Below are 24,933 nucleotides of genomic sequence, written 5' to 3' on the forward strand. Positions count from 1 at the left end.
AGGGCCGATGTCATGAGTACGAAACCTGCGGAAAAAACTGGAAGAACCGGCTGGCGTTTCTGCGCTGTCCTTCTTTCCGCTGTTCTTGCCATGCCGCTCGTTCCCTCCGAGAGCTTGGCACAGGAACAGCGGCGCACCCTGTTTGAAATGCTCTTCGGCAGGCCGGTGGGCCGCGATGGCGGATCAGGCCGCGAATACCAGCCCCGCAACCGGCGCGATTTTCCATCCGCGCCGCGTGAAAGATCGGTTACCCGCCCGCAACCAGCAAGGAAAGCGCCTTCGGTGGTGCAGATGCGAACCGCTAAGCCGGAGCCTGCCGCCAAGCTTGAAAATGCCAGGCGCGTCCTTGTTATCGGTGATTTCCTCGCCGGCGGAATGGGGGAAGAGCTGGTCAATGCCTTTGCCAGCTCGCCGGCAATCGCGGTAGATGTGCGTGCCAATGGCTCTTCCGGCCTGGTGCGCACCGATTATTACGACTGGTTCAAAAACCTGCCGCAGTTCATAAGCGAGACCAACCCCGCCACCATTGTCATCATGATGGGCTCGAACGATCGCCAGCAGATGCAGATCGGCGATATCAAGGAAAAATTCGGCACGGAGGTATGGCTCAAGGAATATGAGAGGCGGATCGATGAGCTTCTCACCCTCGCCGGCCGTCCGAAAGTGCCGCTATTATGGGTGGGTCTGCCCGCCTTCCAGTCTCCCTCGCTTTCTGCGGATCTCGTTGGGTTCAACCGGCTTTACCGCAGCCATGTGGAAAAATTCGGCGGCGAGTTCGTGGATGTCTGGGACGGTTTTGTCGACGAAGCCGGCAAATTCGTCATCACCGGTTACGACATGAACGGTCAGCAGGCCCGCCTGCGTGAGGCCGACGGTATCGGCATGACGCAGGCCGGAAAGCGCAAGCTTGCCTTTTACGTCGAGAAATTCGTCCGCCGGCACCTCGACGGCGCCGGACCGGACCTTGTGAAACTGGACGGCAGCAATCTGCCGGCACTCACCTCCCTGCCGGCACTTGGCATCGATGCGGGACAGGTGCGCACCCAGTCGATCAGCCTTACCGATCCCGCTCTCGATGGCGGCGACAAACTGCTCGGGGATGTCCCTCTTTCGGCCGCGCCAACACGCGTCTCCGTTGTGGAATCCCCGCGCGAAAGGCTGACCAAGCGTGGCGAAATGGCCGATGCGCCGGCAGGCCGCATCGATGACTATCGGATTACGCCCGATACCACACAGGCAAAGCAATAGAAGCTTGCCCGCCGTCTGCCGCCCAGTCGGTCGGCGTAATGTTCAGGCAATCCCACGATGACAGGATAGCTGCAGCTTTGCAGGAATGCGGAGATCGGCCACAAACCTCCGCCGCTCCACCGATTTCGCATGGCGAATGTATTCGACGGCCACGCGTCGCTTGCCATGAGCGTCAACGGCACCGTCGTTTTTGACTCCATGTGTACGCTTCACCCTAAGCGTGCAGACAATGCCGAGACGAATTCATGCGCCTGCTGCTTGTTGAAGACGAACGTGAGATGGCAGCGGCCCTGTCTGCCGCGCTCCATCGGTTCGATATTATCGTGGATACGGTCGGAACACTGGATCTCGCTCGACACGCCATCATGGATGGTGTCCACGATCTCGTTGTGCTGGACCGGCAACTGCCCGATGGTGACGGCATCGAACTGATAGAAAATCTGCGTCTGCTGCCGGTCACCCCACCCGTCATAGTGTTGACGGCCCAGGGCGGGCTCGTGGATCGGGTGAAGGGCCTGAACCTCGGTGCAGATGACTATATGGCCAAGCCTTTCGCTGTCGAGGAGCTACTTGCCCGCATTCGCGCCCTGATGCGCCGACCCGCCGGAACCGTGGCGATGACGGCAAAACTCGGCAGGCTGGAGTTTTGTTTCGAGACGCGCGAAGTGCGTATCAACGGCGCGTTTCTTCCGCTGACGAGAAGGGAGTTGCTGATTCTCGAAGCCTTGCTGCGACGACAGGGCAGAACAGTGCTGCGCTCGCTGCTCGAAGAGGCCGTCTATAACTTTGACGATGAAATCCAGTCCAATGCGCTCGATTCCCACATTTCCCGCTTGCGGCGCAAATTGCAGGCTGCGGACGCCGCCGTGGAGGTGCATGGCATTCGCGGCGTGGGATATCTTTTGAGGGCGACGGGATGAGATTGTCAAAGAGAAAGTCACTGAAGCGGCGATTGACCATTCAACTGCTCCTCTTCCAGATCGGCAGTCTGTTGATCGTCAGCGTCGCGTTCTTTGCCTATCTGTTGAGCGACGGCGTCGGCAGCGCTCTTCTTAGCTCGGAGGCGGCGCAGATAACTGCAAACGCTTTGATCCGCGATACGGATGGGAAGCTTACGCTGAACGAGACAGCCGAATATGCCAAACTCCGGGAAAAAATGCCCGATTTCTGGTTTGTTGCGCTGAGCGACAAGGATGAGCTCATCCAGGGTGGCCCTGTGCCCGAGGCCTACAGCAACATGGAGAAGGAGTTAAACGACATCAAGATTTCGAACATTCGCGAAGCCGGGATGTCCTACTCCTATTTTGCCGTTCTTTACCTTGCGGTCGTTCGCCGTGCATCCGGGCCAGCCGGAGAGTTCGTGATGGTCGGAAAAGGCGATCTTTTCAGCATGACGCTCCCTGTTCTGCTGTTTTCCAACATCATGATTTTCCCGGTCCTCGTCCTCATCTCCATTGCGACCACGATAGCAATTCCCTTGATCATCCGCAGGGAATTTCGGGCACTCTCGACGATTGCCAAAACCGCGGAAGCGATCGATATCGACAGACGCGGATATCGCTTGCCCGACAATGATATTCCACGGGAAGTGCAGCCGCTGGTGCACGCCGTCAATGGTGCACTCAAGCGCCTGGACGATGGCTATGAACGGCACAAGCGCTTCATTCTCGACGCCGCGCACGAATTGCGCACGCCGGTCGCCATTCTACAGACGCGTGTCGAAACTCTGCTGGAAGGGCCCGCACGCAGCCGGATTTTGGCGGATGCCAACCGTATCGGCGTGCTGGCCGAACAATTGCTCGATCTGCAGCGTCTCGGCGGCCAGAAGGCGCCATTGGTGCCGCTCGATCTGGTCAATCTATGCAGATCGGTTGTTGCCGATATGGCACCGCTTGCCATCTCGCAGGGTTATGAGCTCTCATTTGAACCGGAGGAAGAACCGATCCTTGCACTTGCGGACGACCCTTCCCTGCGGCGAGCCCTGATGAATATCGTGCAAAACGCCATAGAACACGGCGGCAACCGCGGAACCATAACGATGACAGTGGCGGCCAATCGGGTGATAGAGATCGCCGACGAAGGCAACGGCATTCCTGAAAAGGAGCGGGAACTCGTCTTTGATGCCTTTCATCGCCTGCAACCTAGAGACCGGGGCACGGGCCTCGGGCTTAATCTCGTGCAGGAAATCGTGCGGTATCACGGCGGAGATATTACTATCGGCGATTCATCCAGCGGTGGGGCCTGCTTCCGGATTACGCTTCCCTATTGCTGAAAAAGAAGCGCTCGTTTTCTGACATCAAAAAAAGGCCTGTTGCGGGTGCGACAGGCCTTTCCATTTTTATCCATTTGCCGGCTTAGCGCGGAAGAACGGTCGCGCCCATCAGCGCTTCATCGATAGCACGCGCCGCCTGACGGCCTTCGCGGATCGCCCAGACCACCAGCGACTGGCCACGGCGCACATCGCCCGCCGCCCAGAGCTTGTCGACAGAGGTCCTGTAATCCGTCTCGTTGGCGACGACATTTGTGGAGCCACGGCGGTCCGTGTTGAGTGTCAGCTTGCCGTCCATTTCCTTCAGAACGCTGTCCGTGAAGGGACCGGAAAAGCCGATGGCGATGAAGGCGAGATCGGCCTTGATGATGAACTCCGTGCCGGCAATGGGCTTGCGTCGGTCATCCACCTGGCAGCACTTCACACCTGTCAGCACGCCGTCTTCGCCAACGAATTCGAGGGTCGCCACCTGGAACTCGCGGATGGCGCCTTCGGCCTGCGAAGACGAGGTGCGCATTTTGGTTGCCCAGAAAGGCCAAACCGCCAGCTTGTCTTCCTTTTCCGGCGGCATCGGGCGTATGTCGAGCTGGGTGACTTTAACAGCACCCTGGCGGAACGCCGTGCCAACGCAGTCGGATGCAGTATCGCCACCGCCCACAACGACGACATGCTTGCCGCCCGCGAGGATCGGATCGGCCGGCCAGCCAACGCTGTCAATGTTTTCACGACCGACGCGCCGGTTCTGCTGCACTAGATAGGGCATGGCATCATAAACGCCATGCAGATCCGCACCGCCGATGCCGGCCGGGCGTGGGGTTTCCGAGCCGCCGCAATAAAGCACGGCATCGTGGTCGGCGAGAAGCGCCTCCACCGTCACATCGACGCCGACATTGACGCCACAATGGAAGGTAACACCTTCGCCCTTGATCTGCTCGACACGGCGGTCGATGAAGTTCTTTTCCATCTTGAAATCGGGGATGCCGTAACGCAGCAGGCCGCCGGGCTTGGATTCACGCTCATAGACGTGAACCTCGTGGCCGGCGCGGCCAAGCTGTTGCGCCGCCGCCATACCCGAAGGACCGGAACCGATGATGGCGACCTTCTTGCCGGTGTGGACCGTCGCCGGCTTCGGCACGATGAAGCCCAGCTCATAGGCCTTGTCGGCAATAGCCTGTTCGACGGTCTTGATCGCGACCGGCGCATCCTCAAGATTCAGCGTGCAGGCCTCCTCGCAGGGGGCGGGACAGACGCGACCGGTGAATTCGGGGAAGTTGTTGGTGGAATGGAGGTTGCGGATCGCCTCCTCCCAGTTGTTATTGTAGACCAGATCGTTCCAGTCGGGGATCTGGTTGTGCACGGGACAGCCTGTCGGGCCGTGGCAATAGGGAATGCCGCAGTCCATGCAGCGCGCCGCCTGCTTCTGCACCTCGGCATCCGACATCGGAATGGTGAATTCGCGGAAGTGGCGGATACGATCCGATGCGGGCTGATACTTGCCCACCTGCCGGTCGATCTCCAGAAAACCTGTAACCTTGCCCACGTTTATGTCCTCACATCAAAGCGGAGCGCCTGTCGGGCCCCAGTACCAGGTGGCGAAACCCAAAGCCGCCCCAGCACGATGAACTCAAATCCGGTCTCGCCGCCCGTCCAAGTGGTCGCCACGAATGGCGACCGCTGTTATCAGCGAGATCAGGTGGTGTAGTGTCCTCACGCGGCGGATTACTCCGCCGCCACGCCCATGCGCATGCGCTCCATTTCCTCAAGCGCACGACGGTATTCAACCGGCATGACCTTGCGGAACTTCGGACGGAACTCGCTCCAGCGATCGAGTATATCCTTGGCACGCGACGAGTTCGTGTAATGGAAGTGGTTGGAGATCAGCTGGTAAAGACGCTCCTCGTCGTGGCGAGTCATGTCTTCGGAAACGTCGACACGTCCCTTGTGCATGAGGTCGCCGCCGTGATGGTGCAGCTTTTCCAGCATGTCGTCTTCTTCCGGAACCGGCTCCAGCTCAACCATGGCCATGTTGCAACGCGTGGCGAAATCGCCCTTCTCGTCGAGAACATAAGCCACGCCGCCGGACATGCCGGCCGCGAAGTTGCGGCCGGTCTCGCCAAGAACGACCACAATGCCGCCGGTCATATATTCGCAGCCGTGGTCGCCGACACCTTCGACAACCGCAACCGCGCCGGAGTTACGCACCGCGAAACGCTCGCCAGCCACGCCACGGAAATAGCACTCGCCGGTTATGGCGCCGTACAGCACGGTGTTGCCGACGATGATCGAGTTTTCCGCGACGATACGGGCGTTTTCCGGCGGGCGCACAATGATGCGGCCACCCGAAAGACCCTTGCCGACATAGTCGTTACCGTCACCCACCAGATCGAAGGTGATGCCTCGAGCGAGGAACGCGCCGAAGGACTGGCCCGCCGTGCCGCGCAGCGTCACATGGATCGTGTCATCCTTCAGACCCTTATGGCCCCAGCGCTTGGCGAGCGCGCCGGAGAGCATCGCACCGGCGGAGCGGTCTACGTTTCTGATCGGCACTTCGAAGACCACGGGTTCGCGGTTTTCCAGCGACGGCAGCGACTTTTCGATCAGCTTGCGGTCGAGAATGTCATCGATCGGATGCTTCTGGCGTTCGGTCCAGAACGTCGCCTCCTTGGGTGCCTCGACCTTATGGAAGATGCGGCTGAAATCCAGACCCTTCGCCTTCCAATGCGCCAGCATCTCATCCTTCTCGAGCAGTTCGGAAGCGCCGATGATCTCGTCCAGCCTGGTCACGCCAAGCGAGGCAAGGATTTCGCGCACTTCTTCGGCCACGAAGAAGAAGTAGTTGATGACATGTTCCGGCGTGCCCTTGAAGCGCTTGCGCAGAACCGGGTCCTGCGTGGCAACGCCGACAGGGCAGGTGTTGAGATGGCACTTGCGCATCATGATGCATCCCGCCGCAATCAGCGGCGCGGTGGCGAAGCCGAATTCATCCGCACCGAGCAGCGCGCCGATGATGACGTCGCGGCCGGTCTTCAGACCGCCATCCACCTGCAGGGCAACGCGCGAGCGGAGACCGTTCAGCACAAGCGTCTGCTGGGTTTCGGCAAGGCCGATTTCCCAGGGCGAACCCGCGTGCTTGAGCGACGTCAGTGGTGACGCGCCCGTGCCGCCATCAAAACCGGCGACGGTGATATGGTCTGCACGCGCCTTGGCGACACCGGCCGCAACCGTTCCGACGCCGACTTCCGACACCAGCTTCACCGACACATCGGCTTCCGGATTGACGTTTTTCAGGTCGTAGATCAGCTGCGCCAGATCTTCGATGGAATAGATATCATGATGCGGCGGCGGCGAAATGAGGCCGACGCCCGGGGTGGAGTGACGGGTCTTTGCAACCGTCGCATCCACCTTGTGGCCGGGCAGCTGGCCGCCTTCGCCGGGCTTTGCGCCCTGCGCTACCTTGATTTGCAGCATGTCGGCATTGACAAGGTATTCCGTCGTCACACCGAAGCGACCGGATGCGATCTGCTTGATGGCGGAGCGTTCCGGGTTCGGCTGGCCGTTCAACAGCGGCATGTAGCGGTCGGATTCTTCTCCGCCCTCACCCGTGTTGGACTTGCCGCCGATGCGGTTCATGGCAATCGCGAGCGTCGTATGCGCCTCGCGGCTGATTGAGCCGAAGGACATGGCCCCGGTCGAGAACCGCTTGACGATATCGGCTGCCGGTTCGACCTCATCGATGGAGACTGGCTTGCGACCGAGTGCTTCCGCCGACTTGACCTTGAACAGGCCGCGAATGGTGTTCATGCGCAGCGCCGTTTCGTTCACCATGCCGGCGAATTCGCGGTAGCGATCCTGGCTGTTGCCACGCACGGCGTGTTGCAGCGAGGCGACGGCGTCCGGCGTCCAGGCATGGCTTTCGCCTCGCATGCGATAGGCGTATTCGCCGCCGATATCGAGCGTGTTGGCAAGGATCGGGTCCTTGCCAAAGGCCGCTGTGTGGCGCGCCACGGTTTCTTCGGCGATTTCGGTCAGGCCGACACCTTCGATGGAGGTAGCGGTGCCGAAGAAATATTTCTCGACGAATTCCGAAGACAGGCCGATGGCGTCGAAAATCTGCGCGCCGCAATAGGACTGGTAGGTGGAGATGCCCATCTTGGACATGACCTTGAGGATGCCCTTACCCACCGCCTTGATATAGCGATAAACGACTTCATCATCAGACACTTCCTTCGGGAAGGCGCCGTGCTTGTGCATGTCGAGCAGGGTATCGAAAGCGAGATAGGGGTTGATCGCCTCCGCACCATAACCGGCCAGAAGGCAGAAATGGTGGATTTCGCGCGGCTCACCGGTTTCGACGACGAGACCGACCGAGGTACGCAGGCCCTTGCGGATCAGGTGGTGGTGCACGGCGGCTGTCGCCAGAAGTGCGGGGATCGCGATGCGATCCGGGCCAAGCTGGCGGTCGGACAGAACGATGATGTTGTAACCGCCGCGGACGGCGGATTCGGCCCGCTCGCAGAGGCGGTCGAGCATTTCGGGCATGCCTTCGGCACCGCGCTCCACATCATAGGTGAAGTCGAGCGTCTTGGTGTCGAAACGGTCTTCCGTGTGACCGATGGAACGAATCTTCTCCAGATCGCCATTGGTCAGGATCGGCTGGCGCACTTCCAGACGCTTGGCGCGGGCAGCACCTTCGTGGTCGAGAATATTCGGACGCGGGCCGATGAACGACACGAGGCTCATGACCAGCTCTTCGCGGATCGGATCGATCGGCGGGTTCGTGACCTGCGCGAAATTCTGCTTGAAATAGGTGTAGAGCAGCTTCGACTTGTCGGACATGGCCGAAATCGGCGTATCCGTGCCCATGGAGCCGATGGCTTCCTGGCCCGTCGTCGCCATCGGCGACATCAGGAGCTTGGTGTCTTCGCTGGTGTAACCGAAGGCCTGCTGGCGGTCGAGCAGCGACACGTCGCGGCGCAGCGCGCGTGGTTCGACAGGCTTCAGCTCTTCAAGGATGAGCTGCGTGCGATCAAGCCAGCTGCGATAGGGATGCTTGGCGGCAAGCTCGTGCTTCACTTCCTCGTCGGAAATGATCGCACCCTTTTCCATGTCGATCAGCAGCATCTTGCCAGGCTGCAGACGCCACTTCTTGACGATGCGCTCTTCCGGCACTGGCAGCGTGCCGGCCTCGGAGGCCATGATGATGCGGTCGTCATCAGTGACGAGGTAACGGGCCGGGCGCAGGCCGTTGCGGTCGAGCGTCGCGCCAATCTGCTTGCCGTCGGTGAAGGCAACGGCGGCGGGACCGTCCCACGGCTCCATCAGGGCTGCGTGATATTCGTAGAATGCCTTGCGTTCGGCAGACATGGACTGGTTACCGGCCCAGGCTTCCGGGATCAGCATCATCACGGCATGGGCCATGGAATAACCGCCGCGGACGAGGAACTCGAGCGCGTTGTCGAAACAGGCCGTGTCCGACTGGCCTTCATAAGAAATCGGCCAGAGCTTGGAGATGTCGTCACCGAACAGCGCGGACGAAACCGATGCCTGACGCGCCGCCATCCAGTTGACATTACCGCGCAGCGTGTTGATTTCGCCGTTATGGGCGACCATGCGATAGGGGTGCGCCAGCTTCCACGACGGGAAGGTGTTGGTGGAGAAACGCTGATGCACGAGCGCGACAGCCGATTCGAAACGCGGGTCCGAAAGGTCCTTGTAATATGCGCCCACCTGATAGGCGAGGAACATGCCCTTATAGACGATGGTCGAGGAAGAAAGGGAAACGGGATAGAAATCCTGCGTTTCCTTGCCGCCGCCTTCGTCATAGATGCGGTTGGAGAGAACCTTGCGGATGAGGAACAGCTTGCGCTCGAAATCGGCATTGCTCGCGGCATCGCGGCCGGCGCCGATGAAGACCTGCACGTGGTGCGGCTCTGTCGCTGCGATATCCGGCGCCTTGGAAAGCGAGGAGTTGTCGACCGGGACATCACGGAAGCCAAGGAACTGCTGGCCCTCTTCGCCGATGACGTCGACGATGACCTTCTTGTAGTGCTCGATGCGGGAGGGATCGCGCGGCATGAAGATATGACCGACGGCGTATTCGCCAGCCTTCGGCAATGTCACGCCCTGCGCGGCCATTTCCTCGCGGAAGAAGCGGTCGGGAATCTGCACGAGAATGCCCGCACCATCGCCCATCAGCGGATCTGCGCCGACGGCGCCGCGATGGGTCAGGTTTTCAAGGATGAACAGGCCGTCCTTGACGATCTGGTGCGACTTGACGCCTTTCATATGGGCGACAAAGCCGACGCCGCAGGCATCATGTTCATTGGCGGGATCGTAAAGACCCTGCCTTTCCGGCAAGCCGCCCGCGAAACGCGCTTTCGCAGAAACGGGTGCAGCCGCAGCCGCGGTGGGACAGTCAGTGGTCAGGGTTGCGGCGGCGATATCCGCCTGCGGCTTGTTCGTCATTTTTGTCCCTCCTGCAAATTACTTGCACGGTTTCATGCGAAGGTCCGGCGCGACGCAAATTTCGCTCTTTGGCAAAATCCGCATTCTCGCCGGCTGGATCAAATTTAGGACAGTAAGACTGTCTCAATTCCCGAGGATTTTGGCAGAAACCGGCGGAATTGGCAAGGGCGCGAATCCAATTAGTGAGACCGTCGTTTTATAGCGAAGTTTCGATACTGACCTATTGTGCGAAACTTTCTGTCGCAAATCCCGCCTCCCCATTGCTTTCATTGCCGGATTTGCCAATCGCGGAGTTAGGTCCTAGAACTTTGCCAGTCGTCGCTCCATGCATTTCCCAATCAGAACCCCAGCTATCGGAAAGCCTTCAGAGATGTTTTTTGCTTCAGACAATTGGGCTGGCGCCCACCCGGCCGTCAATGAACGGCTTTCGCGGGAATCCACCCGGTTTGCCTCCGCCTATGGCACCAGCGAACTCGATCTCTCCATCGAAAAGCGCTTCAACGAGATATTCGAGCGCGAGGTTGCGGTGTTTTTCGTCGCCACCGGCACGGCGGCCAATTCGCTTTCGCTGGCCAGCATCGCTCGCGCCGGCGGCCTCACCTTCTGCCATTCGGAAGCCCATGTGATCGAGGACGAATGCGGCGCGCCGGATTTCTTTTCCGGCATGCGCATGGTCGCAGTCGAAGGGCCGAACGGCAAGATGCTGCCGGAAAACCTGATCGAGCGCATTGCCCGCTATCCGCAGGATGCCGTTCACCACGGCCGTGCCGCCGCCATCACCATGACGCAGGCGACCGAAGCCGGCACCGTCTACACACTCGACGAAATTGAAGCCATCTCCAAAATCGCCAAGGAAAACGGCCTGCCGCTGCATATGGACGGCGCGCGTTTTGCCAATGCGCTGGCCGCGCTTGACACCACGCCGGCTGAAATGACCTGGAAACGCGGCGTTGACGTGCTGTCTTTCGGCGGCACGAAAAATGGCTGCTGGTGCGCGGAAGCGATCGTTTTCTTCGATCCTTCGCTCGCTCGGGATTTCTCGTTCCTGCGCAAACGCACAGCGCAACTGTTTTCGAAGTCACGTTTCATAGCAGCGCAGTTTGAAGCCTATCTGCAGGATGATCTTTGGCTCGGTCTCGCCAGCCATGCCAATGCCATGGCTAACCGGCTGCGCGCGGGCTTCGGCTCGCTGAACAGCGCGCGCCTCGCCTGGCCGACCCAGGCCAACGAAGTTTTCGCCATTTTGCCAAAGGCAGCCGCGCAAGCAGCGACGGAAAAAGGCGCAAGGTTCTATGACTGGCTGGAACCGCGCGACATGCCGGAAAAAGTCGGCAAGGACGAAGTACTGATCCGCATGGTCACCAGCTTTGCGACGACCGAGGCCGATGTAGATGAATTCCTGTCCATCTGCGCTGCCGTCTGAGATATCGGAGGGCGTCGCCTTGCGGCGCCCTCAAACCTCCTGCAACCGGTAACCCACCCCGGTTTCTGTCAGGATGTAACGGGGCTGGTCGGGGATTTTTTCGATCTTCTGGCGCAATTGGCGCACATAGACCCGCAAATATTGCACGTCGGTCAGTTCATCCCATACGTGCTCCAGCAGGAAGCGGTGCGTCAGCACCTTGCCTGCGTGCTGAACCAGCACCCGCAGAATATCGTATTCCTTCGGGGAGAGCTTCACCTCCCGGTCCTCCACCCTGACGATACGCCGGACAAGATCGACCGAAAGATCGCCGGTCTGAAAGACAGGCCGTTCACCCTGGCTCTGGAGCCGGTGGCGCAGCGCGACACGGATGCGGGCGACGAGTTCGTTCATGCCGAAGGGCTTTGTAATGTAGTCGTCGGCTCCCAGTTCGAGTGCCTTGACGATACCTGCTTCATCGGTTCGGCTGGACAGGATGATGACCGGCAACGCCACCCCCTCGCTGCGCCATTTCGCCAGAAGATCGTGTCCCGACATATCCGGCAGGCCGAGATCGAGAATGACGAGATCGGGCTTGTCCTGCTCGACCAGCTCCATCGCCACCTTCGCATTCATCGCCTCGCTTACCGTATAATCCTGCGTCGACAACCCCACCCGCAAAAGCTTGCGGATCGGCGGTTCATCGTCAACGATCAGAATGTTAACGGCGGAATTGGTCATTCCAGGGTCTCCTTTGGCGGCGTAGTGGGAGCGGGGTCGCCATTTCGGCTCAGGCGGCGCCCTTTTCATGATCTAGCACAGGCGCGTTGGCGGGAACGGGCAAAGTTACCGTGAATTGCGCACCTCCCCGACCCTGCCTGTTCTCCGCACGAATCGAACCACCCATGGCCTCGATGAAACCCTTGCAGATGGATAGCCCCAGTCCGGTTCCCGCCTGCACCTGATCGGTCTTGCGCACCCGGTAGAAGCTGTCGAACACCCGCTCCGCATCTTCGGGAGGAAAGCCCGGCCCCTCATCGGCCACGGACAGGAAGACGTGCCTTCCCTGCCGCCAGCCACGAAGTTCGATGACCGTGTGTCCGGGAGCATATTTGGCCGCGTTGTCTATGAGGTTGAACAGGACCTGTTCGAATAGCACGGGATCGACCCTAAGCATCGGCAGATCAGGCGGAATATCCAGGACAACCTCATGCCGCACAATGATTTTCGCGGCACGCGAAAGCGCTGTCCCGACCATGTCGCCAAGGAAATGCAGCCCGTAATTCGGCTCCATTGCACCCGATCCGATCCGCGTCATATCGAGAAGATTGGAGATGAAGCGGTTCAGCCGTTCGGATTCCTCAACGATCGTCGAAAGCAGATCGGCGCGCGCATCGGGCGGGATGTCCTCGGCAAAGTCCTTCAGCGTTCCGGCCGAACCCAGAATAGCCGCGAGCGGGGTTTTGAGGTCGTGGGAAATGCAGGTGAGGAGTGCTGTGCGCAGTCGGTCGGTTTCCGCGGCCAGCCTTGCCTTGTCGACATCCGAGGCAAGCTGGATACGTTCGATCGCGAGTGCAGCCTGGTCGGCCAGCGCATCAAACAGGCGCTGTTGTTCAGGTGTCAAAAGCGGCCCGCTTCGGTCATCATCCAACCCGACGACGCCGACGGCACCGCTGCCGGTGCGGAGCGGCAGATAAAGCCGCCGGGCGCCCGGCAATGTGTCTGCGCCGCGACCAGCCGCCTTGTCGTGTTCCCATGCCCATTGCGCGGCCGCGATATCGGCATCCACCAGCGTGTCATCGGGCGGATAACCGGCCTTGACGGCAATGGCGTTGTTCTCAGGCAGAAGCAGCACCACCCTCACCTTCAACATCGAAGCCATCTGGTAAGCGGTAGCCCACAACACATCATCCAGAGTGGCCGTTCCGGCAAGCTTTTTGGAAAACAGATAGAGATCTTCCGTCGTGCGCGCCCTTACCCGCGCCGAGGCCGCCTGCCGTTGCACCGCAACCGTGAGGTTGGAGGCAACAAGCGCCACTCCGAGATAAAAAAGCAACGCCAGAACGCTGTCCGGCGCGCTGACCGTCAGCGTGTATCGTGGTTCCAGAAAGAAAAAATTGAATGCGACGGCGCCAAGCAGCGAGGCATATAACGCAGGTCCAAGTCCTCCGCGAACAGCGGCCGCCAGCACGGCCATGAGAAAAACGAGCGCCAGATTCTGAACGTCGAGCGTCCGGTCAAGCACGATGCCGACAACGATGGCGAGCGCTACGAACAGCGTGCTGTTGAGATAGGAGCCTATCGACCAGCGCGAGCGGGACGGTGCGGCCTTCACGGATTGCGCCGGCTTCTCTTCATTCTTGTCGCCGGAAATGACGTGCACACTGATATCGCCGGCATGGTCGATCAGATCATGCGTCAGCGAGCGCTGAAAAATTCGCTGCCACCAGGATTTTCGCGGGCGACCGATGATGATGTGGGTGAAATTGTTTGTATTGGCGTAGGAGATGATCTCCCGCGTCAGGTCTAGCGCCGGCAGGGTTACCGTCTCGCCGCCAAGCTGCTGGGCAAGCCGCATGGTGCCGGCCAGCCGGTCCTTCTCCGCCTCCGACAATTGCTGCGACCGCGGCGTGTCGAGATGCAGTGCGGTCCATGTTGCGCGCAGCCGGTCCGCCTGCCTTCGGGCATAACGCACAAGACCGGGGCCGTTGCCGCCATGATCAAGACAGACCAGAACCCTGTCTCCGGCCGCCCAGGGGCCAGAGATGGCATGGGATTGCATGTGATTGAGCAATTGCTCATCCACCCGCTGCGCGGTGCGCCGGAGCGCCAGCTCGCGCAATGCCGTCAGGTTACCGCGCGAAAAATAATTCTCGATGGCGCGCCGTGCCGTACGGGGCAGGTAAACCTTGCCATCCTGCAGCCGCTTGATGAGGTCGTCAGGCGTAATATCGATGATTTCGACATCATCGGCCCGGTCGATGATGCTGTCGGGCACGGTTTCACGAACACGGATGCGGGTGATCTGCGCCACCACATCATTCAGGCTTTCAACATGCTGGATGTTCAGCGTTGTATAGACGTCGATGCCCTGCCCGAGGATTTCCTGAACATCCATATAACGCTTGGGGTGGCGGCTGCCTGCAGCATTGGTGTGAGCAAGTTCATCGACCAGAACCAGGGCGGGACGACGCGCGAGGATCGCGTCGATATCCATCTCCTCCAGCATCTGGCCGCGATAATCGATACGTTTGCGAGGGACGACCTCCAGCCCCTCGACCAATGCCTCGGTCTCCCTGCGGCCATGCGTTTCCACGACGCCGATAATGGTGTCGACGCCATCCGCAAGCTTCGCCCGGCCTGACATCAACATTTCATAGGTCTTGCCGACACCGGGTGCGGCGCCCAAAAAAATCTTCAACCGGCCCCGCGCCTCGCGCCTGGCGTTTTCCAGAAGCGCATCGGGCGACGGCCGGCCGGGCATGTTGCTGATATCGTCAGGCATTTAACCACCAGTGGTCGAGGCTATGGCTTGCGAACAAGCCATAGCCATTTCAATTCATGAGCCGGCCGCGTCAAGAGCCATGTTGAGCGCAAGAACGTTTACAACGGGCTCGCCCATGAAGCCGAGTTCCGGAGCTTCGACGTGACGCTCAACGATGGCACGCAATGCCGCTTCATCCATGCCCCTCGCTTTGGCGACACGCGGAACCTGGAAATAGGCGGCTTCCGGCGAAACATGCGGATCGAGGCCGCTGCCCGAGGCCGTCACCAGATCGGCCGGCACCGACGAGGCCGGATTTTCAGCTTTCGCGGCCTCGTAATCCTGTTTCACCCGGTCGATAAGCTTGGCGCTCGTCGGCCCGAGATTGGAGCCGGAGGACGAGGCCGCATTATAGCCATCGCCGGCGGCGGAAGGACGACCATGAAAATAAGTCTCGCCAGTGAAGGCCTGCCCGATCAATTGCGATCCGACCACCGTGCCATTTTTTTCGATCAGGCTGCCATTGGCCTGCGCGGGAAAAAGCGCCTGCGCCAGGCCCGTCATGCCGAGCGGATAGGCAAGGCCGGTGATGGCCGTGATAGCGAGGATCAGCACCAGTGCGGGACGAAGCTGTCTAAACATTGTCTTTACTCCTCAGGCGAGACCGAGCGCCGTGATGGCGAGGTCGATGGCCTTGATGCCGATAAAGGGAACGATGATGCCGCCGAAGCCATAGATGACCAGATTGCGCGATAGCAGCGCACCTGCACCGATCGGGCGATATTTGACGCCCTTCAGCGAGAGCGGGATCAGCGCGATGATGATAAGCGCGTTGAATATGATGGCCGAGAGGATGGCGCTCTGCGGCGTCGAAAGTCCCATGACATTCAGGACGCCAAGCTGCGGATAGAGCGCCAGGAACATTGCCGGAATGATGGCAAAATATTTGGCGATGTCGTTGGCAATCGAGAAGGTGGTCAGTGCACCGCGCGTCATCAGCAACTGCTTGCCGATTTCGACGATCTCGATGAGCTTGGTCGGATCGCTGTCGAGATCGACCATGTTGCCCGCCTCGCGGGCGGCCACGGTACCGGTGTTCATGGCAACGCCGACATCGGCCTGCGCCAGCGCGGGAGCATCATTGGTGCCGTCACCGCACATGGCGACGAGCTTGCCCTTCGCCTGCTCCTCGCGGATAAGCTCCAGCTTGTTTTCCGGTGTCGCCTGGGCGAGGAAATCATCGACACCCGCTTCCGCAGCAATTGCGGCGGCGGTCATCGGATTGTCGCCAGTGATCATGACAGTGCGGATGCCCATGCGGCGAAGCTCCGCAAAACGCTCGCGAATGCCGCCCTTGACGATATCCTTCAGCTGCACGACGCCGAGAAGCTTGCCATCCCGAACAACGGCGAGCGGCGTGCCCCCGGTCTTGGCAATTTCTTCGGCAATTGTCCTTATGCCGCGCATGGCATCCGTTTCGGTTTTGACGGCAAGCCCCACATTGCCCTGTTGCGAAGCGCCGCCGTCAACATAGGAAAGAACGGCGTCGACCGCCCCCTTGCGAATGGAGGAGCCGTCGAAATCGACACCGCTCATGCGGGTTTGGGCGGTGAAGGGGACGAAATTGGCATGCAGCTTCTGCATGTCACGGGCGCGAATGCCATATTTCTCCTTCGCCAGAACCACAATGGAGCGACCTTCAGGTGTTTCGTCAGCAAGGGACGCAAGCTGGGCCGCATCGGCCAGTTCCTGCTCGGAAACGCCGGGGACGGGGCGGAACTCGGTCGCCTGCCGGTTCCCGAGCGTGATCGTGCCGGTCTTGTCGAGCAACAGCGTGTCCACGTCGCCAGCAGCCTCGACGGCGCGGCCGGACATGGCAAGCACGTTGAAACGCACCAGCCTGTCCATGCCGGCGATGCCGATGGCCGACAGAAGCGCGCCGATGGTGGTGGGGATAAGCGTGACGAACAGCGCCACCAGCACGATGATCGGGATCGAACCGCCAGCATAGGCCGCGAAACTCGGTATGGTCGCGGTGGCCAGAACGAAGATCAGCGTCATGCCTGCGAGAAGAATGTTGAGCGCAATCTCGTTCGGCGTTTTCTGGCGTTCAGCACCTTCGACCAGGGAAATCATCCGGTCGAGGAAGGTGGAGCCGGCAGCAGCGGTGATGCGGACCCTTATCCAGTCCGACAGCACCTGCGTGCCGCCGGTGACGGCAGAGCGGTCGCCACCGGATTCGCGGATAACCGGGGCGGATTCGCCTGTTATCGCCGCCTCGTTTACCGAAGCAACACCTTCGATGACCTCACCATCGGAAGGGATGATATCGCCTGCCTCTACAAGAACGACATCGTTCACCTTCAGGCTGGTGCCCGCCACCATACTGTATTGGCTACGGTCATCGCCGGTGAGCAGTTTCGCCTGGGTTTCTGTGCGGGTCCGGCGCAGCGAATCCGCCTGCGCCTTGCCGCGCCCTTCGGCGACGGCTTCGGCGAAATTGGCGAACAGCACGGTGAACCAAAGCCAGAGATTGATCTGGAAGGAGAACCCCAGATTGGCGCCGCCCGTGATGAGATCACGGATGAACAGCACCGTGGTCAGCACTGACACCGTCGCGACAACGAACATGACCGGATTGCGCGCAAGAGTGCGCGGGTTGAGCTTTTTGAATGCGGCGGCGATGGCCGGCACGAGAATGCGAGAATCTAGGATGCTCACTTGTTTGGACTGGCTCATGAAGAGGCTCCAGCGTTTGAACAGGGCGACCGATGAGGGTCGATCAGCCCGTGATAACTTCGAGAGCGACAACGGCGGCGAACAGAGCCGCCATCATCGCGAGAATGAGATTGGAGGCGCACCAGCCGCCGGGCGTGGCGCCGCCTCTGACGGGAGCGCCGTTGCGGGCGGGAACGATGCGGCGATGTGCGGATTTGCCTTCGTTCATGACATCACCTCAAAAAAGCTGACCTGCCGCCATGACAAGATGTTCGGCAACCGGGCCGAGCGCCAGCGCAGGCAGGAAGGTAAGGCCGCCGACGATCAGGATCGTGCCGACCAGCAGGCCAACGAAAAGCGGGCCATCCGTCGGGAAGGTGCCCGCAGAGGCCGGAACGGTCTTCTTGGTGACCAGCGAACCCGCAATGGCGAGTGCGGGAATGATGACCAGAAAGCGGCCCATCAACATGCCGAGACCAAGCGTGATGTTGTACCAGGTCGTGTTCCCGGTCAGGCCGCCGAAGGCCGAACCGTTATTGGCGGCCGCCGAGGTGTAGGCATAGAGGATTTCGGAAAAGCCGTGCGGGCCCGCCGTCCCAATCGATGCCACAGCCGAGGGCAGGATGGTGGCCGTGGCGGTGAAGACCAGCATGGCGAGCGGGAGGCAGAGAATGGCCAGAACCGCCATCTTCATTTCCTTGGCCTCGATCTTCTTGCCGAGATATTCCGGCGTGCGCCCGACCATCAGCCCTGCCACGAAGATGGCGATGACGATGAAGAGCAGAATGCCGTAAAAGCCCGCGCCGACCCCGCCGACGATCACCTCGCCCAGCTGCATGTTGATGAGCGGGATGAGACCACCCAAGGCCGTGAAGCTGCCGTGCATGGCATTGACCGCGCCGCAGGACGCAGCCGTTGTGATGACCGCGAAGAGCGACGAGAGCGCCAATCCGAAACGGACTTCCTTGCCTTCCATATTACCGCCTGCAAGACCGAAGCTGTGCATCAGCGGGTTTCCGGCTGCTTCCGCCCAGTAGGTGACGGCAACGCCGGCGATGAACAGCACGCCCATGGCCGCAAGGATAGCCCAGCCCTGGCGCTGGTTGCCGACCATGCGACCGAAGACATTGGTGAAAGCTGCGCCGATGGCGAAGATCGATACCATCTGGATCATGTTGGAAATGGCATCGGGGTTTTCGAAGGGATGCGCCGAATTGGCGTTGAAGAAGCCGCCGCCATTGGTGCCCAGCATCTTGATCGCGAGCTGCGATGCGACGGGGCCGACGGCAATCGTCTGCTGCGCGCCTTCCAGCGTCTGCACGTTCACATAGGCGCCGAGCGTCTGCGGCACGCCGAGCCAGACGTAGACGAGCGTCAGCACGATGCAGAGGGGTAATAGCACGTAGAGCGTGGAGCGGACCATATCCACCCAGAAGTTGCCGATCGCCTTGCCGGAAGCGCGCGAGAATGCGCGGATCAGGCCGATGGCGATTGCCATGCCGGTTGCGGCGGAAACGAAGTTCTGCACGGTGAGACCGGCCATCTGGGTCAGATAGGAAAGCGTGCTTTCGCCGCCATAATTCTGCCAGTTGGTGTTGGTGACGAAGCTGACGGCCGTATTGAAGGACAATTCTGGTCCGACGGCCGCCATTCCCTGCGGATTATAGGGTAGCACGGCCTGAAAGCGCATCAGGGCATAGAGCAGGGCGAAACCGAGAAGATTGAAGAGAAGCATCGAGACCGCATAGGTCGTCCAGTGCTGCTCCTCCCGGTCACTTGTCCCGGCAAGGGCGTAAAGTCCGCGCTCGACCGGCACAAGAACCGGCGACAGCAGCGTGCGCTCGCCATTGAAGACACGCGCCATATAGAAGCCAAGCGGCTTCACCAGCGCAAAAATGATCCCGCAGAAAAGCAGGACCTGGAACCATCCATTGAGGGTCATGGTATCAAACTTTCAACAGCCGCCGCTTCCCGATCAGAAACGTTCGGGGCGAATGAGAGCATAGGTGAGATAGGCAGCGATAAAGACCGTGACGGCGCCGCTCAGGATATAATCAAACGTCATCGCAGCCTCCGTCTAAAGCCGGTCGCAGGCGCGCGTGTAGGCAAAGCAGAGGGCGAAGAACACCGTGGCTGCGCCGATCAGAACAATATCCATCATTGATGGGACTCCTTTTTAATCGAGGAGCCGGACAGGAAGAAAAGCGCCGTCATGTGGGACGTCGCTTTTCATTCTTTCTGGCTGGGAAGAAACACCATCCCTTCCCGCACAGAAGAATGCACCCGAACCGCATAAAGGTTCGAGACGGCCACAGGGGCAATAAAATAGGAATCCTATAGGAATTTCGATGCCCGCTGACCGGACATCGCTTCCGCCAATCAAGTCAGCTGTTGTCACCGAAAGCGGAAACGATGGTTTCCGCAGGACTTTTCTCCGCCAGCAGCGCGGCCAGCAAAATGCGCGCCTGACCCGGACGAAGTGTGGCTGAATGCACGGCGCCCGCTGCGACGAGATCATGTCCACCGCCGCCGCCGCCGTAACTCGCCACGAGCCGCCCTTCCGGCACGCGGCTGGAGACGACGACCGGAAGGCCGCGTTCGGCGCAGCGCTTCACGGCTTCGGCGATACGCGGATTGGCATTCCCGGAACCAAGTCCGGCAAGAACGATGCCTTTCGCGCCCGCCTGAAGGCTTGCATCGATATGGGTGGCATCACAGCCAGGATGAATGGCAACGATATCGACGCGCTGATCGGCCACCGGGGCGGCAAGCAACGGTGTTCGGGCGGCAGCCAGTGGCCGGGTCGAGCGGAATGCGTCTGCCTCGTCCGCGCTCAGCTTGTAGAGCCCCCAGGCCGAGAGACAGCGACCGCCGAAGGAGAGAAGCACACCCTTAGCAGCATTCGCCTGATCGAGCGCTGTTTCTATGGCTCGAGCCAGATTTGCCGGTCCGTCTGCGTCCTTATGGTCTGCCGTAAACTGTGCGCCGGTGAAGACCACCGGCTTCGTGATGGCGTGCTGCAAATGCACGAGTAGCGAGGATTCCTCCATTGCATCGGTTCCGTGCAGAACCACGATACCCGCCACTTCGGGATCGTCGAGTTCGATACGAACGGCATCGCTGATGGTCTGCATGTCGGCAAGCGTCAGGCTGGACGAATCCTTCGCCATGAGGTCCACCGGCTTCAGCCGGGCGCTGATTTCCGGTACCAGCGCAAGCAGATCTTCACCGGAAAGGCTGGGCGTGCTGGCACCATCGGCACCGCGCCGACTGGCGATGGTGCCGCCGGTGGCGATGACCGCCACCAGAGGTATCGCGCCCTGCCCGCTCAATGCGATGCTCCCGCGCGTTCAGCCGCGAGGCGATAGATGCGGTCACGCAGCAGATACCAGCCGATGACGAGCGCCGGGATGATAATCAGCAGCGAAGCGATGGTCCAGGAGCCGACGGGATAGTCGAAGGCCATCAGCACCAGCACGCCGAACAGAAAAACGAGCGTGAGGATGCCGGTATAGGGCGCGCCGAACATGCGGAAATCCGGACGCACCAGTTCACCGCGCTGCGAAAGCTGCCAGAGTTTGAGCTGGCAGAGCACGATGACGGCCCAGGCGCAGATGATGCCAAGCGCTGACAGGTTGAGGGCGATTTCGAACGCGGCGGCGGGGACAACGGCGTTGAGTGCGACGCCGAACACGGTAACGACGGCAGTGACCGCGATGCCACCATAAGGCACGCCATTCTTGTTCATCTTCGCCAGCGCTGCCGGGGCCGAGCCGGAGACAGCCATGGAGTGAAGGATGCGGCCGGTGGAATAGAGCCCGGCATTGAGCGAGGACAGGACGGCGGTCAGAACAACAAGGTTCATAATGACATCGGCACCCTGCACGCCGATGGAGCCGAAGAAGGTAACGAAAGGGCTCTCACCGGCCTTGTAGGCCGTGTAGGGTAAGAGCAGCGTGAACAACAGCACCGAGCCGACGTAAAACACGACGAGACGCAGGACGACGGCGCGGATGGCGCGCGGCATAACCTTGCGCGGGTCCTCGGTTTCGCCTGCTGCCGTACCGATCAACTCGATCGAGGCATAGGCGAATACCACGCCCTGGATGATGACGAAGGCTGGAAGAATGCCATTCGGGAAGAAGCCGCCATTGTCAGTAATGAGGCTGAAGCCGGTAACGTGGCCTTCGATGGGCGTACCGAAAATGACGAAATAAACGCCGACGACGAGGAAGATCGCGAGCGCCAGCACCTTGATCAGGCTGAACCAGAACTCCAGTTCGCCGAAGACCTTCACCGACAGCATGTTCATCGCCAGCACGACCACCAGCGCCGTCATCGCGAATACCCACTGATCGATGCCCGCAAGCCACGGTACGTATTGCTTGAAGAAATTCATATAAAGCGCAACGGCGGTGACATCGGCCACCGAGGTCATGGCCCAGTTGAGCCAATACATCCAGCCGGCCGCAAAGGCCATCTTCTCACCGTAGAACTCGCGGGCATAGGACACGAAAGAACCGGAGCTGGGGCGATGCATGATCAACTCGCCGAGCGCACGCAGCACGAGAAACGCGAAGAAGCCGCAGAGTGCATAAACGAAAACCAGAGCCGGACCGGCCTGTGCGAGACGCCCGCCGGCACCCAGAAAGAGACCCGTGCCGATGGCGCCGCCGATGGCAATCATCTGAATCTGGCGCGGCTTAAGGGCTTTATGGTAACCGAGATCCTCTTCGGCGAAGACCTCACGTTCGGCGGGTGCCGTTTTTCCAGAATGCATGGATTTATCCTCCCGATAAAACGCTTGTAGTCGGCAATTAGCCGGAAATCAAAGTGGAACTGGCGTCGTCCCCAAGGCTGGAAATATGGCCAGCGAATGCGCTCATGCTGTAAAGCTGCATGACAGATTTTTGCCGTCATAAGTCGAGACAATGGCTTTCGTCAAGAGCTGTTCGCCAATATTGACCTTCCTCCCCCGCAGGCATATGGTCATTAAATCTGTAAGACAGCTTTACAGATTTTGCAACGCTTGAAGCCAGTGGAGGAAGAAGTGAGCGTGACGCGCAGTGAGCATGATTTGCTCGGGTCGAAGGAAATTCCGGCGAATGTTTATTGGGGCGTGCACACCGCGCGCGCGGTGGAAAACTTCAAGATCACCGGGGTGACCATTGGCCATAACCCTTACCTGTTAAGGGGTTTGGCCTATGTGAAAGAGGCGGCCGCACGTGCAAATCACGAACTTGGCCTGCTCGACAGGGATCGGATGGAGGCGATTGCGGAAGCCTGCCGCGAAATCCGCGCCGGCGCTCTTCATGAGCAATTCGTTGTGGATGAAATCCAGGGCGGAGCCGGCACATCCACCAACATGAACGCCAATGAGGTCATCGCCAACCGCGCGCTGGAACTGCTTGGGCACGAAAAGGGCGATTATGCCCAGCTTCACCCGAACGATCACGTCAATCTCAGCCAGTCGACCAACGATGCTTATCCGACCGCGGTGAATGTGGGCCTGATCGAAGCGATTGACGACCTGGCCGCCTCGATGGGCGTTCTGAAGGACGCCTTCGACTGCAAGGCGCAGGAATTTGCCGGCTTCATCAAGATCGGGCGCACGCAATTGCAGGATGCGGTACCGATGACGCTCGGCCAGGAGTTCCGCACGTTCGTGGTGATGCTGGGCGAAGACCAGGCGCGTCTGATCGAATCCGCCGCTCTGCTGCATGAGATCAATCTGGGCGCCACCGCCATCGGCACCGGGCTCAACGCACCGCGCGGTTATGCCGAGCTTGCCTGCCGGCATCTGGCGGAACTGACCGGCCGGCCGCTGGTGACGGCCGCAGACCTTATCGAAGCCACACAGGACCCCGGCGCCTTCGTGCACCTCTCCGGCGTGCTGAAACGCGTCGCCGTAAAGCTGTCGAAGACTTGCAACGACCTTCGCCTGCTCTCGTCAGGCCCGCGCGCCGGGATTGGCGAAATTACCCTTCCCTCCGTTCAGGCGGGCTCCAGCATCATGCCGGGCAAGATCAATCCGGTCATTCCCGAAGTGGTCAACCAGGTGGCCTATGCGGTGATCGGCAACGACATCACCATCACCATGGCCGCCGAAGCCGGGCAGCTGCAGTTGAACGCCTTCGAGCCGATCATCGTGCGTGCGCTCTCCCAGAGCATCAGCCAGCTAAGCGCCGCCTGCCGCACACTGGCAGAGCGATGCGTGGACGGCATCGTCGCCAATCCAGCCATCATGGCGCAGCGCGTGGAAGAATCAATCGGTCTCGCCACGGCGCTTAACCCGCTGATCGGTTATTATGCGGCGACGGAAGTCGCCAAGGAAGCGCTTGCCAGCGGGCGTACCGTGCCGCAGGTGGTTCTTGAACGTGGTTACATGACAGAGGCCGAACTGCAGCAAGCGCTCAGTCCACGGCACCTTGCCAATCTGCCAGAGGTCACGGCTGGCGAAGCCGATCTTCGCCAATGATCGTCGTCACTACCTGCTTCACCTGCCCGAGGTGAAGCTCCATTGCCTCACGCGCCTCAGGCGCTGAACCGCGCCGGATCGCCTCGACGATCCGGCGATGCTCCAAATTGGAAGCGACACGGCGACCGGCCATAAGGTTCACCATCTCTGATTGCTGGGCGACGGCCTCGCGGGCGTCCGCCACCACCTTGGCAAAGAGGCGGTTGGCGGAGGCCTCCGCGATGGCGCAATGAAACTGGCCGTCCAGCAATACCCAGGGATGCGGCCTTTCCTCGGTTTCCATGCGATTACAGAGATCGAGCAAAACCTGCAGTTGGGCGTCCGTGCGACGCAAGGCGGCCCACCCTGCAGCCGGCACTTCGATGAAGGGGCGGGCCTCGATTAGGTCGCGTGCGGAATAGGCACCGTAATTCAGTTCCGATGGCGGCGTCGGGGTCATCACATACGTGCCGCTGCCTGTGCGCGTCTGCGTCAGGCCGAGCGTCTGGAGAGACCGCAGGGCCTCGCGAATAATCGGCCGGCTGACGCCGTAACGCGTTGCGAGATGTGCTTCCGAAGGGAGCCGGGTACCAACCGCAAGCTGGCCTGTCGTGATGGCGGAGCGGATATCATCGAACACCGCTTCCGCGGCATTCTTGCGATTGATCGGCTGTCCATCCGCGAGCCAATCCGACAAACCGCCCATTTTTAAATCCTCCGCACTCTCAATATGTCCGCGATATCGACGCAACCGCCCAAATACAAAAGGACGGCTGCCGCTCTCGCGGCTAAGCCGACCTTCCTAACATCATCCTGCACGCGGGAACAACGACGGTGGATATTTTTATTGGAGCGAGGAGGCAGTGCAGCCACCACCTCGCCCGGCATCC

General features: G+C 60.3%; 17 protein-coding genes. 5 read left to right on the forward strand and 12 right to left on the reverse strand.

The window, feature by feature from the left end; translation table 11 throughout:
- The first annotated feature begins 12 nt into the window (after positions 1–12).
- The 3 genes from DOU54_RS25285 (at position 13) to DOU54_RS25295 (ending at position 3,520) form a co-directional block, all read left to right on the forward strand.
- A complete protein-coding gene (locus DOU54_RS25285) occupies positions 13–1,248 on the forward strand; it encodes an SGNH/GDSL hydrolase family protein (protein WP_072493314.1) in 1,236 nt (411 codons plus the stop codon).
- 245 nt (positions 1,249–1,493) lie between these two features.
- The gene (locus DOU54_RS25290) at positions 1,494–2,168 is read left to right on the forward strand and encodes a response regulator transcription factor (protein WP_004445841.1); all 675 of its coding nucleotides are present in this window, start codon (positions 1,494–1,496) and stop codon (positions 2,166–2,168) included.
- A complete protein-coding gene (locus tag DOU54_RS25295) occupies positions 2,165–3,520 on the forward strand; it encodes a sensor histidine kinase (RefSeq protein ID WP_072493315.1) in 1,356 nt (451 codons plus the stop codon). Before DOU54_RS25290 ends, DOU54_RS25295 begins: the two co-directional genes overlap by 4 nt.
- An 82-nt stretch (positions 3,521–3,602) precedes the next feature.
- Here DOU54_RS25295 and DOU54_RS25300 read toward each other — a convergent pair whose 3' ends face one another.
- Positions 3,603–5,057: a glutamate synthase subunit beta gene (locus DOU54_RS25300; protein WP_072493316.1), complete on the reverse strand. Its 1,455-nt coding sequence runs from the start codon at positions 5,055–5,057 to the stop codon at positions 3,603–3,605.
- A 179-nt stretch (positions 5,058–5,236) separates the two neighbouring features.
- Entirely contained in the window at positions 5,237–9,982 is a 4,746-nt protein-coding gene (gltB, locus tag DOU54_RS25305; RefSeq protein WP_006697197.1) for a glutamate synthase large subunit, read from the reverse strand.
- A 370-nt stretch (positions 9,983–10,352) separates the two neighbouring features.
- Here gltB and DOU54_RS25310 point away from each other — a divergent pair, with 370 nt between their 5' ends.
- Entirely contained in the window at positions 10,353–11,405 is a 1,053-nt protein-coding gene (locus DOU54_RS25310; RefSeq protein ID WP_004445845.1) for a threonine aldolase family protein, read from the forward strand.
- 30 nt (positions 11,406–11,435) lie between these two features.
- Here the strand turns inward: DOU54_RS25310 and DOU54_RS25315 are convergent, their stop codons facing one another.
- From DOU54_RS25315 to DOU54_RS25350, 9 genes are all read right to left on the reverse strand, one after another.
- Positions 11,436–12,125: a response regulator transcription factor gene (locus DOU54_RS25315; protein ID WP_006697199.1), complete on the reverse strand. Its 690-nt coding sequence runs from the start codon at positions 12,123–12,125 to the stop codon at positions 11,436–11,438.
- A gap of 49 nt (positions 12,126–12,174) precedes the next feature.
- The gene (locus tag DOU54_RS25320; RefSeq protein ID WP_113732033.1) at positions 12,175–14,889 is read right to left on the reverse strand and encodes a DUF4118 domain-containing protein; all 2,715 of its coding nucleotides are present in this window, start codon (positions 14,887–14,889) and stop codon (positions 12,175–12,177) included.
- Between the two features lie 54 nt (positions 14,890–14,943).
- Positions 14,944–15,510 (reverse strand): potassium-transporting ATPase subunit KdpC, encoded by a 567-nt coding sequence (gene kdpC / locus DOU54_RS25325; protein WP_113732034.1) that lies wholly within the window; start codon positions 15,508–15,510, stop codon positions 14,944–14,946.
- Positions 15,511–15,522: 12 nt separating this feature from the next.
- Positions 15,523–17,607 (reverse strand): potassium-transporting ATPase subunit KdpB, encoded by a 2,085-nt coding sequence (gene kdpB, locus DOU54_RS25330; protein WP_113732035.1) that lies wholly within the window; start codon positions 17,605–17,607, stop codon positions 15,523–15,525.
- A gap of 43 nt (positions 17,608–17,650) precedes the next feature.
- Positions 17,651–17,815 (reverse strand): hypothetical protein, encoded by a 165-nt coding sequence (locus DOU54_RS27615; protein ID WP_167378233.1) that lies wholly within the window; start codon positions 17,813–17,815, stop codon positions 17,651–17,653.
- Positions 17,816–17,824: 9 nt separating this feature from the next.
- Positions 17,825–19,528: a potassium-transporting ATPase subunit KdpA gene (gene kdpA / locus DOU54_RS25335; RefSeq protein WP_072493321.1), complete on the reverse strand. Its 1,704-nt coding sequence runs from the start codon at positions 19,526–19,528 to the stop codon at positions 17,825–17,827.
- 33 nt (positions 19,529–19,561) lie between these two features.
- A complete protein-coding gene (kdpF, locus tag DOU54_RS25340) occupies positions 19,562–19,651 on the reverse strand; it encodes a K(+)-transporting ATPase subunit F (protein WP_003506089.1) in 90 nt (29 codons plus the stop codon).
- 319 nt (positions 19,652–19,970) lie between these two features.
- On the reverse strand, positions 19,971–20,918 hold the full coding sequence (locus tag DOU54_RS25345) for an asparaginase (RefSeq protein WP_072493322.1): 948 nt from the start codon (positions 20,916–20,918) through the stop codon (positions 19,971–19,973).
- Complete coding sequence (locus tag DOU54_RS25350; protein WP_004445858.1) at positions 20,915–22,366, reverse strand: amino acid permease; 1,452 nt, start codon at positions 22,364–22,366, stop codon at positions 20,915–20,917. Before DOU54_RS25350 ends, DOU54_RS25345 begins: the two co-directional genes overlap by 4 nt.
- Before the next feature lie 270 nt (positions 22,367–22,636).
- Between DOU54_RS25350 and DOU54_RS25355 the strand changes: the two genes are divergently transcribed.
- Positions 22,637–24,064, forward strand: coding sequence for an aspartate ammonia-lyase (locus tag DOU54_RS25355; protein WP_286079958.1), 1,428 nt, complete (start codon positions 22,637–22,639; stop codon positions 24,062–24,064).
- On the opposite strand, the gene DOU54_RS25360 is transcribed toward DOU54_RS25355, so the two are convergent.
- Positions 24,033–24,749 carry a FadR/GntR family transcriptional regulator gene (locus tag DOU54_RS25360; protein WP_072493324.1) on the reverse strand — a complete coding sequence of 239 codons (717 nt, stop codon included), beginning with the start codon at positions 24,747–24,749 and terminating at the stop codon, positions 24,033–24,035. The genes DOU54_RS25355 and DOU54_RS25360 overlap by 32 nt on opposite strands.
- Between the last annotated feature and the right edge of the window lie 184 nt (positions 24,750–24,933).

The organism is Agrobacterium sp. MS2 (genome assembly GCF_003261015.1).
Taxonomy (GTDB): Bacteria; Pseudomonadota; Alphaproteobacteria; order Rhizobiales; family Rhizobiaceae; genus Agrobacterium; species Agrobacterium pusense.

What these genes read in the sequence shown, in the direction of transcription:
- DOU54_RS25285 (WP_072493314.1), top strand. Translation starts at nt 13, where the DNA reads ATGAGTACGAAACCTGCGGAAAAAACTGGAAGAACCGGCTGGCGTTTC.
- DOU54_RS25290 (WP_004445841.1), top strand. Translation starts at nt 1,494, where the DNA reads ATGCGCCTGCTGCTTGTTGAAGACGAACGTGAGATGGCAGCGGCCCTG.
- DOU54_RS25295 (WP_072493315.1), top strand. Translation starts at nt 2,165, where the DNA reads ATGAGATTGTCAAAGAGAAAGTCACTGAAGCGGCGATTGACCATTCAA.
- gltB (WP_006697197.1), bottom strand. Translation starts at nt 9,982, where the DNA reads ATGACGAACAAGCCGCAGGCGGATATCGCCGCCGCAACCCTGACCACT.
- DOU54_RS25310 (WP_004445845.1), top strand. Translation starts at nt 10,353, where the DNA reads ATGTTTTTTGCTTCAGACAATTGGGCTGGCGCCCACCCGGCCGTCAAT.
- DOU54_RS25315 (WP_006697199.1), bottom strand. Translation starts at nt 12,125, where the DNA reads ATGACCAATTCCGCCGTTAACATTCTGATCGTTGACGATGAACCGCCG.
- DOU54_RS25320 (WP_113732033.1), bottom strand. Translation starts at nt 14,889, where the DNA reads ATGCCTGACGATATCAGCAACATGCCCGGCCGGCCGTCGCCCGATGCG.
- kdpC (WP_113732034.1), bottom strand. Translation starts at nt 15,510, where the DNA reads ATGTTTAGACAGCTTCGTCCCGCACTGGTGCTGATCCTCGCTATCACG.
- kdpB (WP_113732035.1), bottom strand. Translation starts at nt 17,607, where the DNA reads ATGAGCCAGTCCAAACAAGTGAGCATCCTAGATTCTCGCATTCTCGTG.
- DOU54_RS27615 (WP_167378233.1), bottom strand. Translation starts at nt 17,815, where the DNA reads ATGAACGAAGGCAAATCCGCACATCGCCGCATCGTTCCCGCCCGCAAC.
- kdpA (WP_072493321.1), bottom strand. Translation starts at nt 19,528, where the DNA reads ATGACCCTCAATGGATGGTTCCAGGTCCTGCTTTTCTGCGGGATCATT.
- kdpF (WP_003506089.1), bottom strand. Translation starts at nt 19,651, where the DNA reads ATGACGTTTGATTATATCCTGAGCGGCGCCGTCACGGTCTTTATCGCT.
- DOU54_RS25350 (WP_004445858.1), bottom strand. Translation starts at nt 22,366, where the DNA reads ATGCATTCTGGAAAAACGGCACCCGCCGAACGTGAGGTCTTCGCCGAA.
- DOU54_RS25360 (WP_072493324.1), bottom strand. Translation starts at nt 24,749, where the DNA reads ATGGGCGGTTTGTCGGATTGGCTCGCGGATGGACAGCCGATCAATCGC.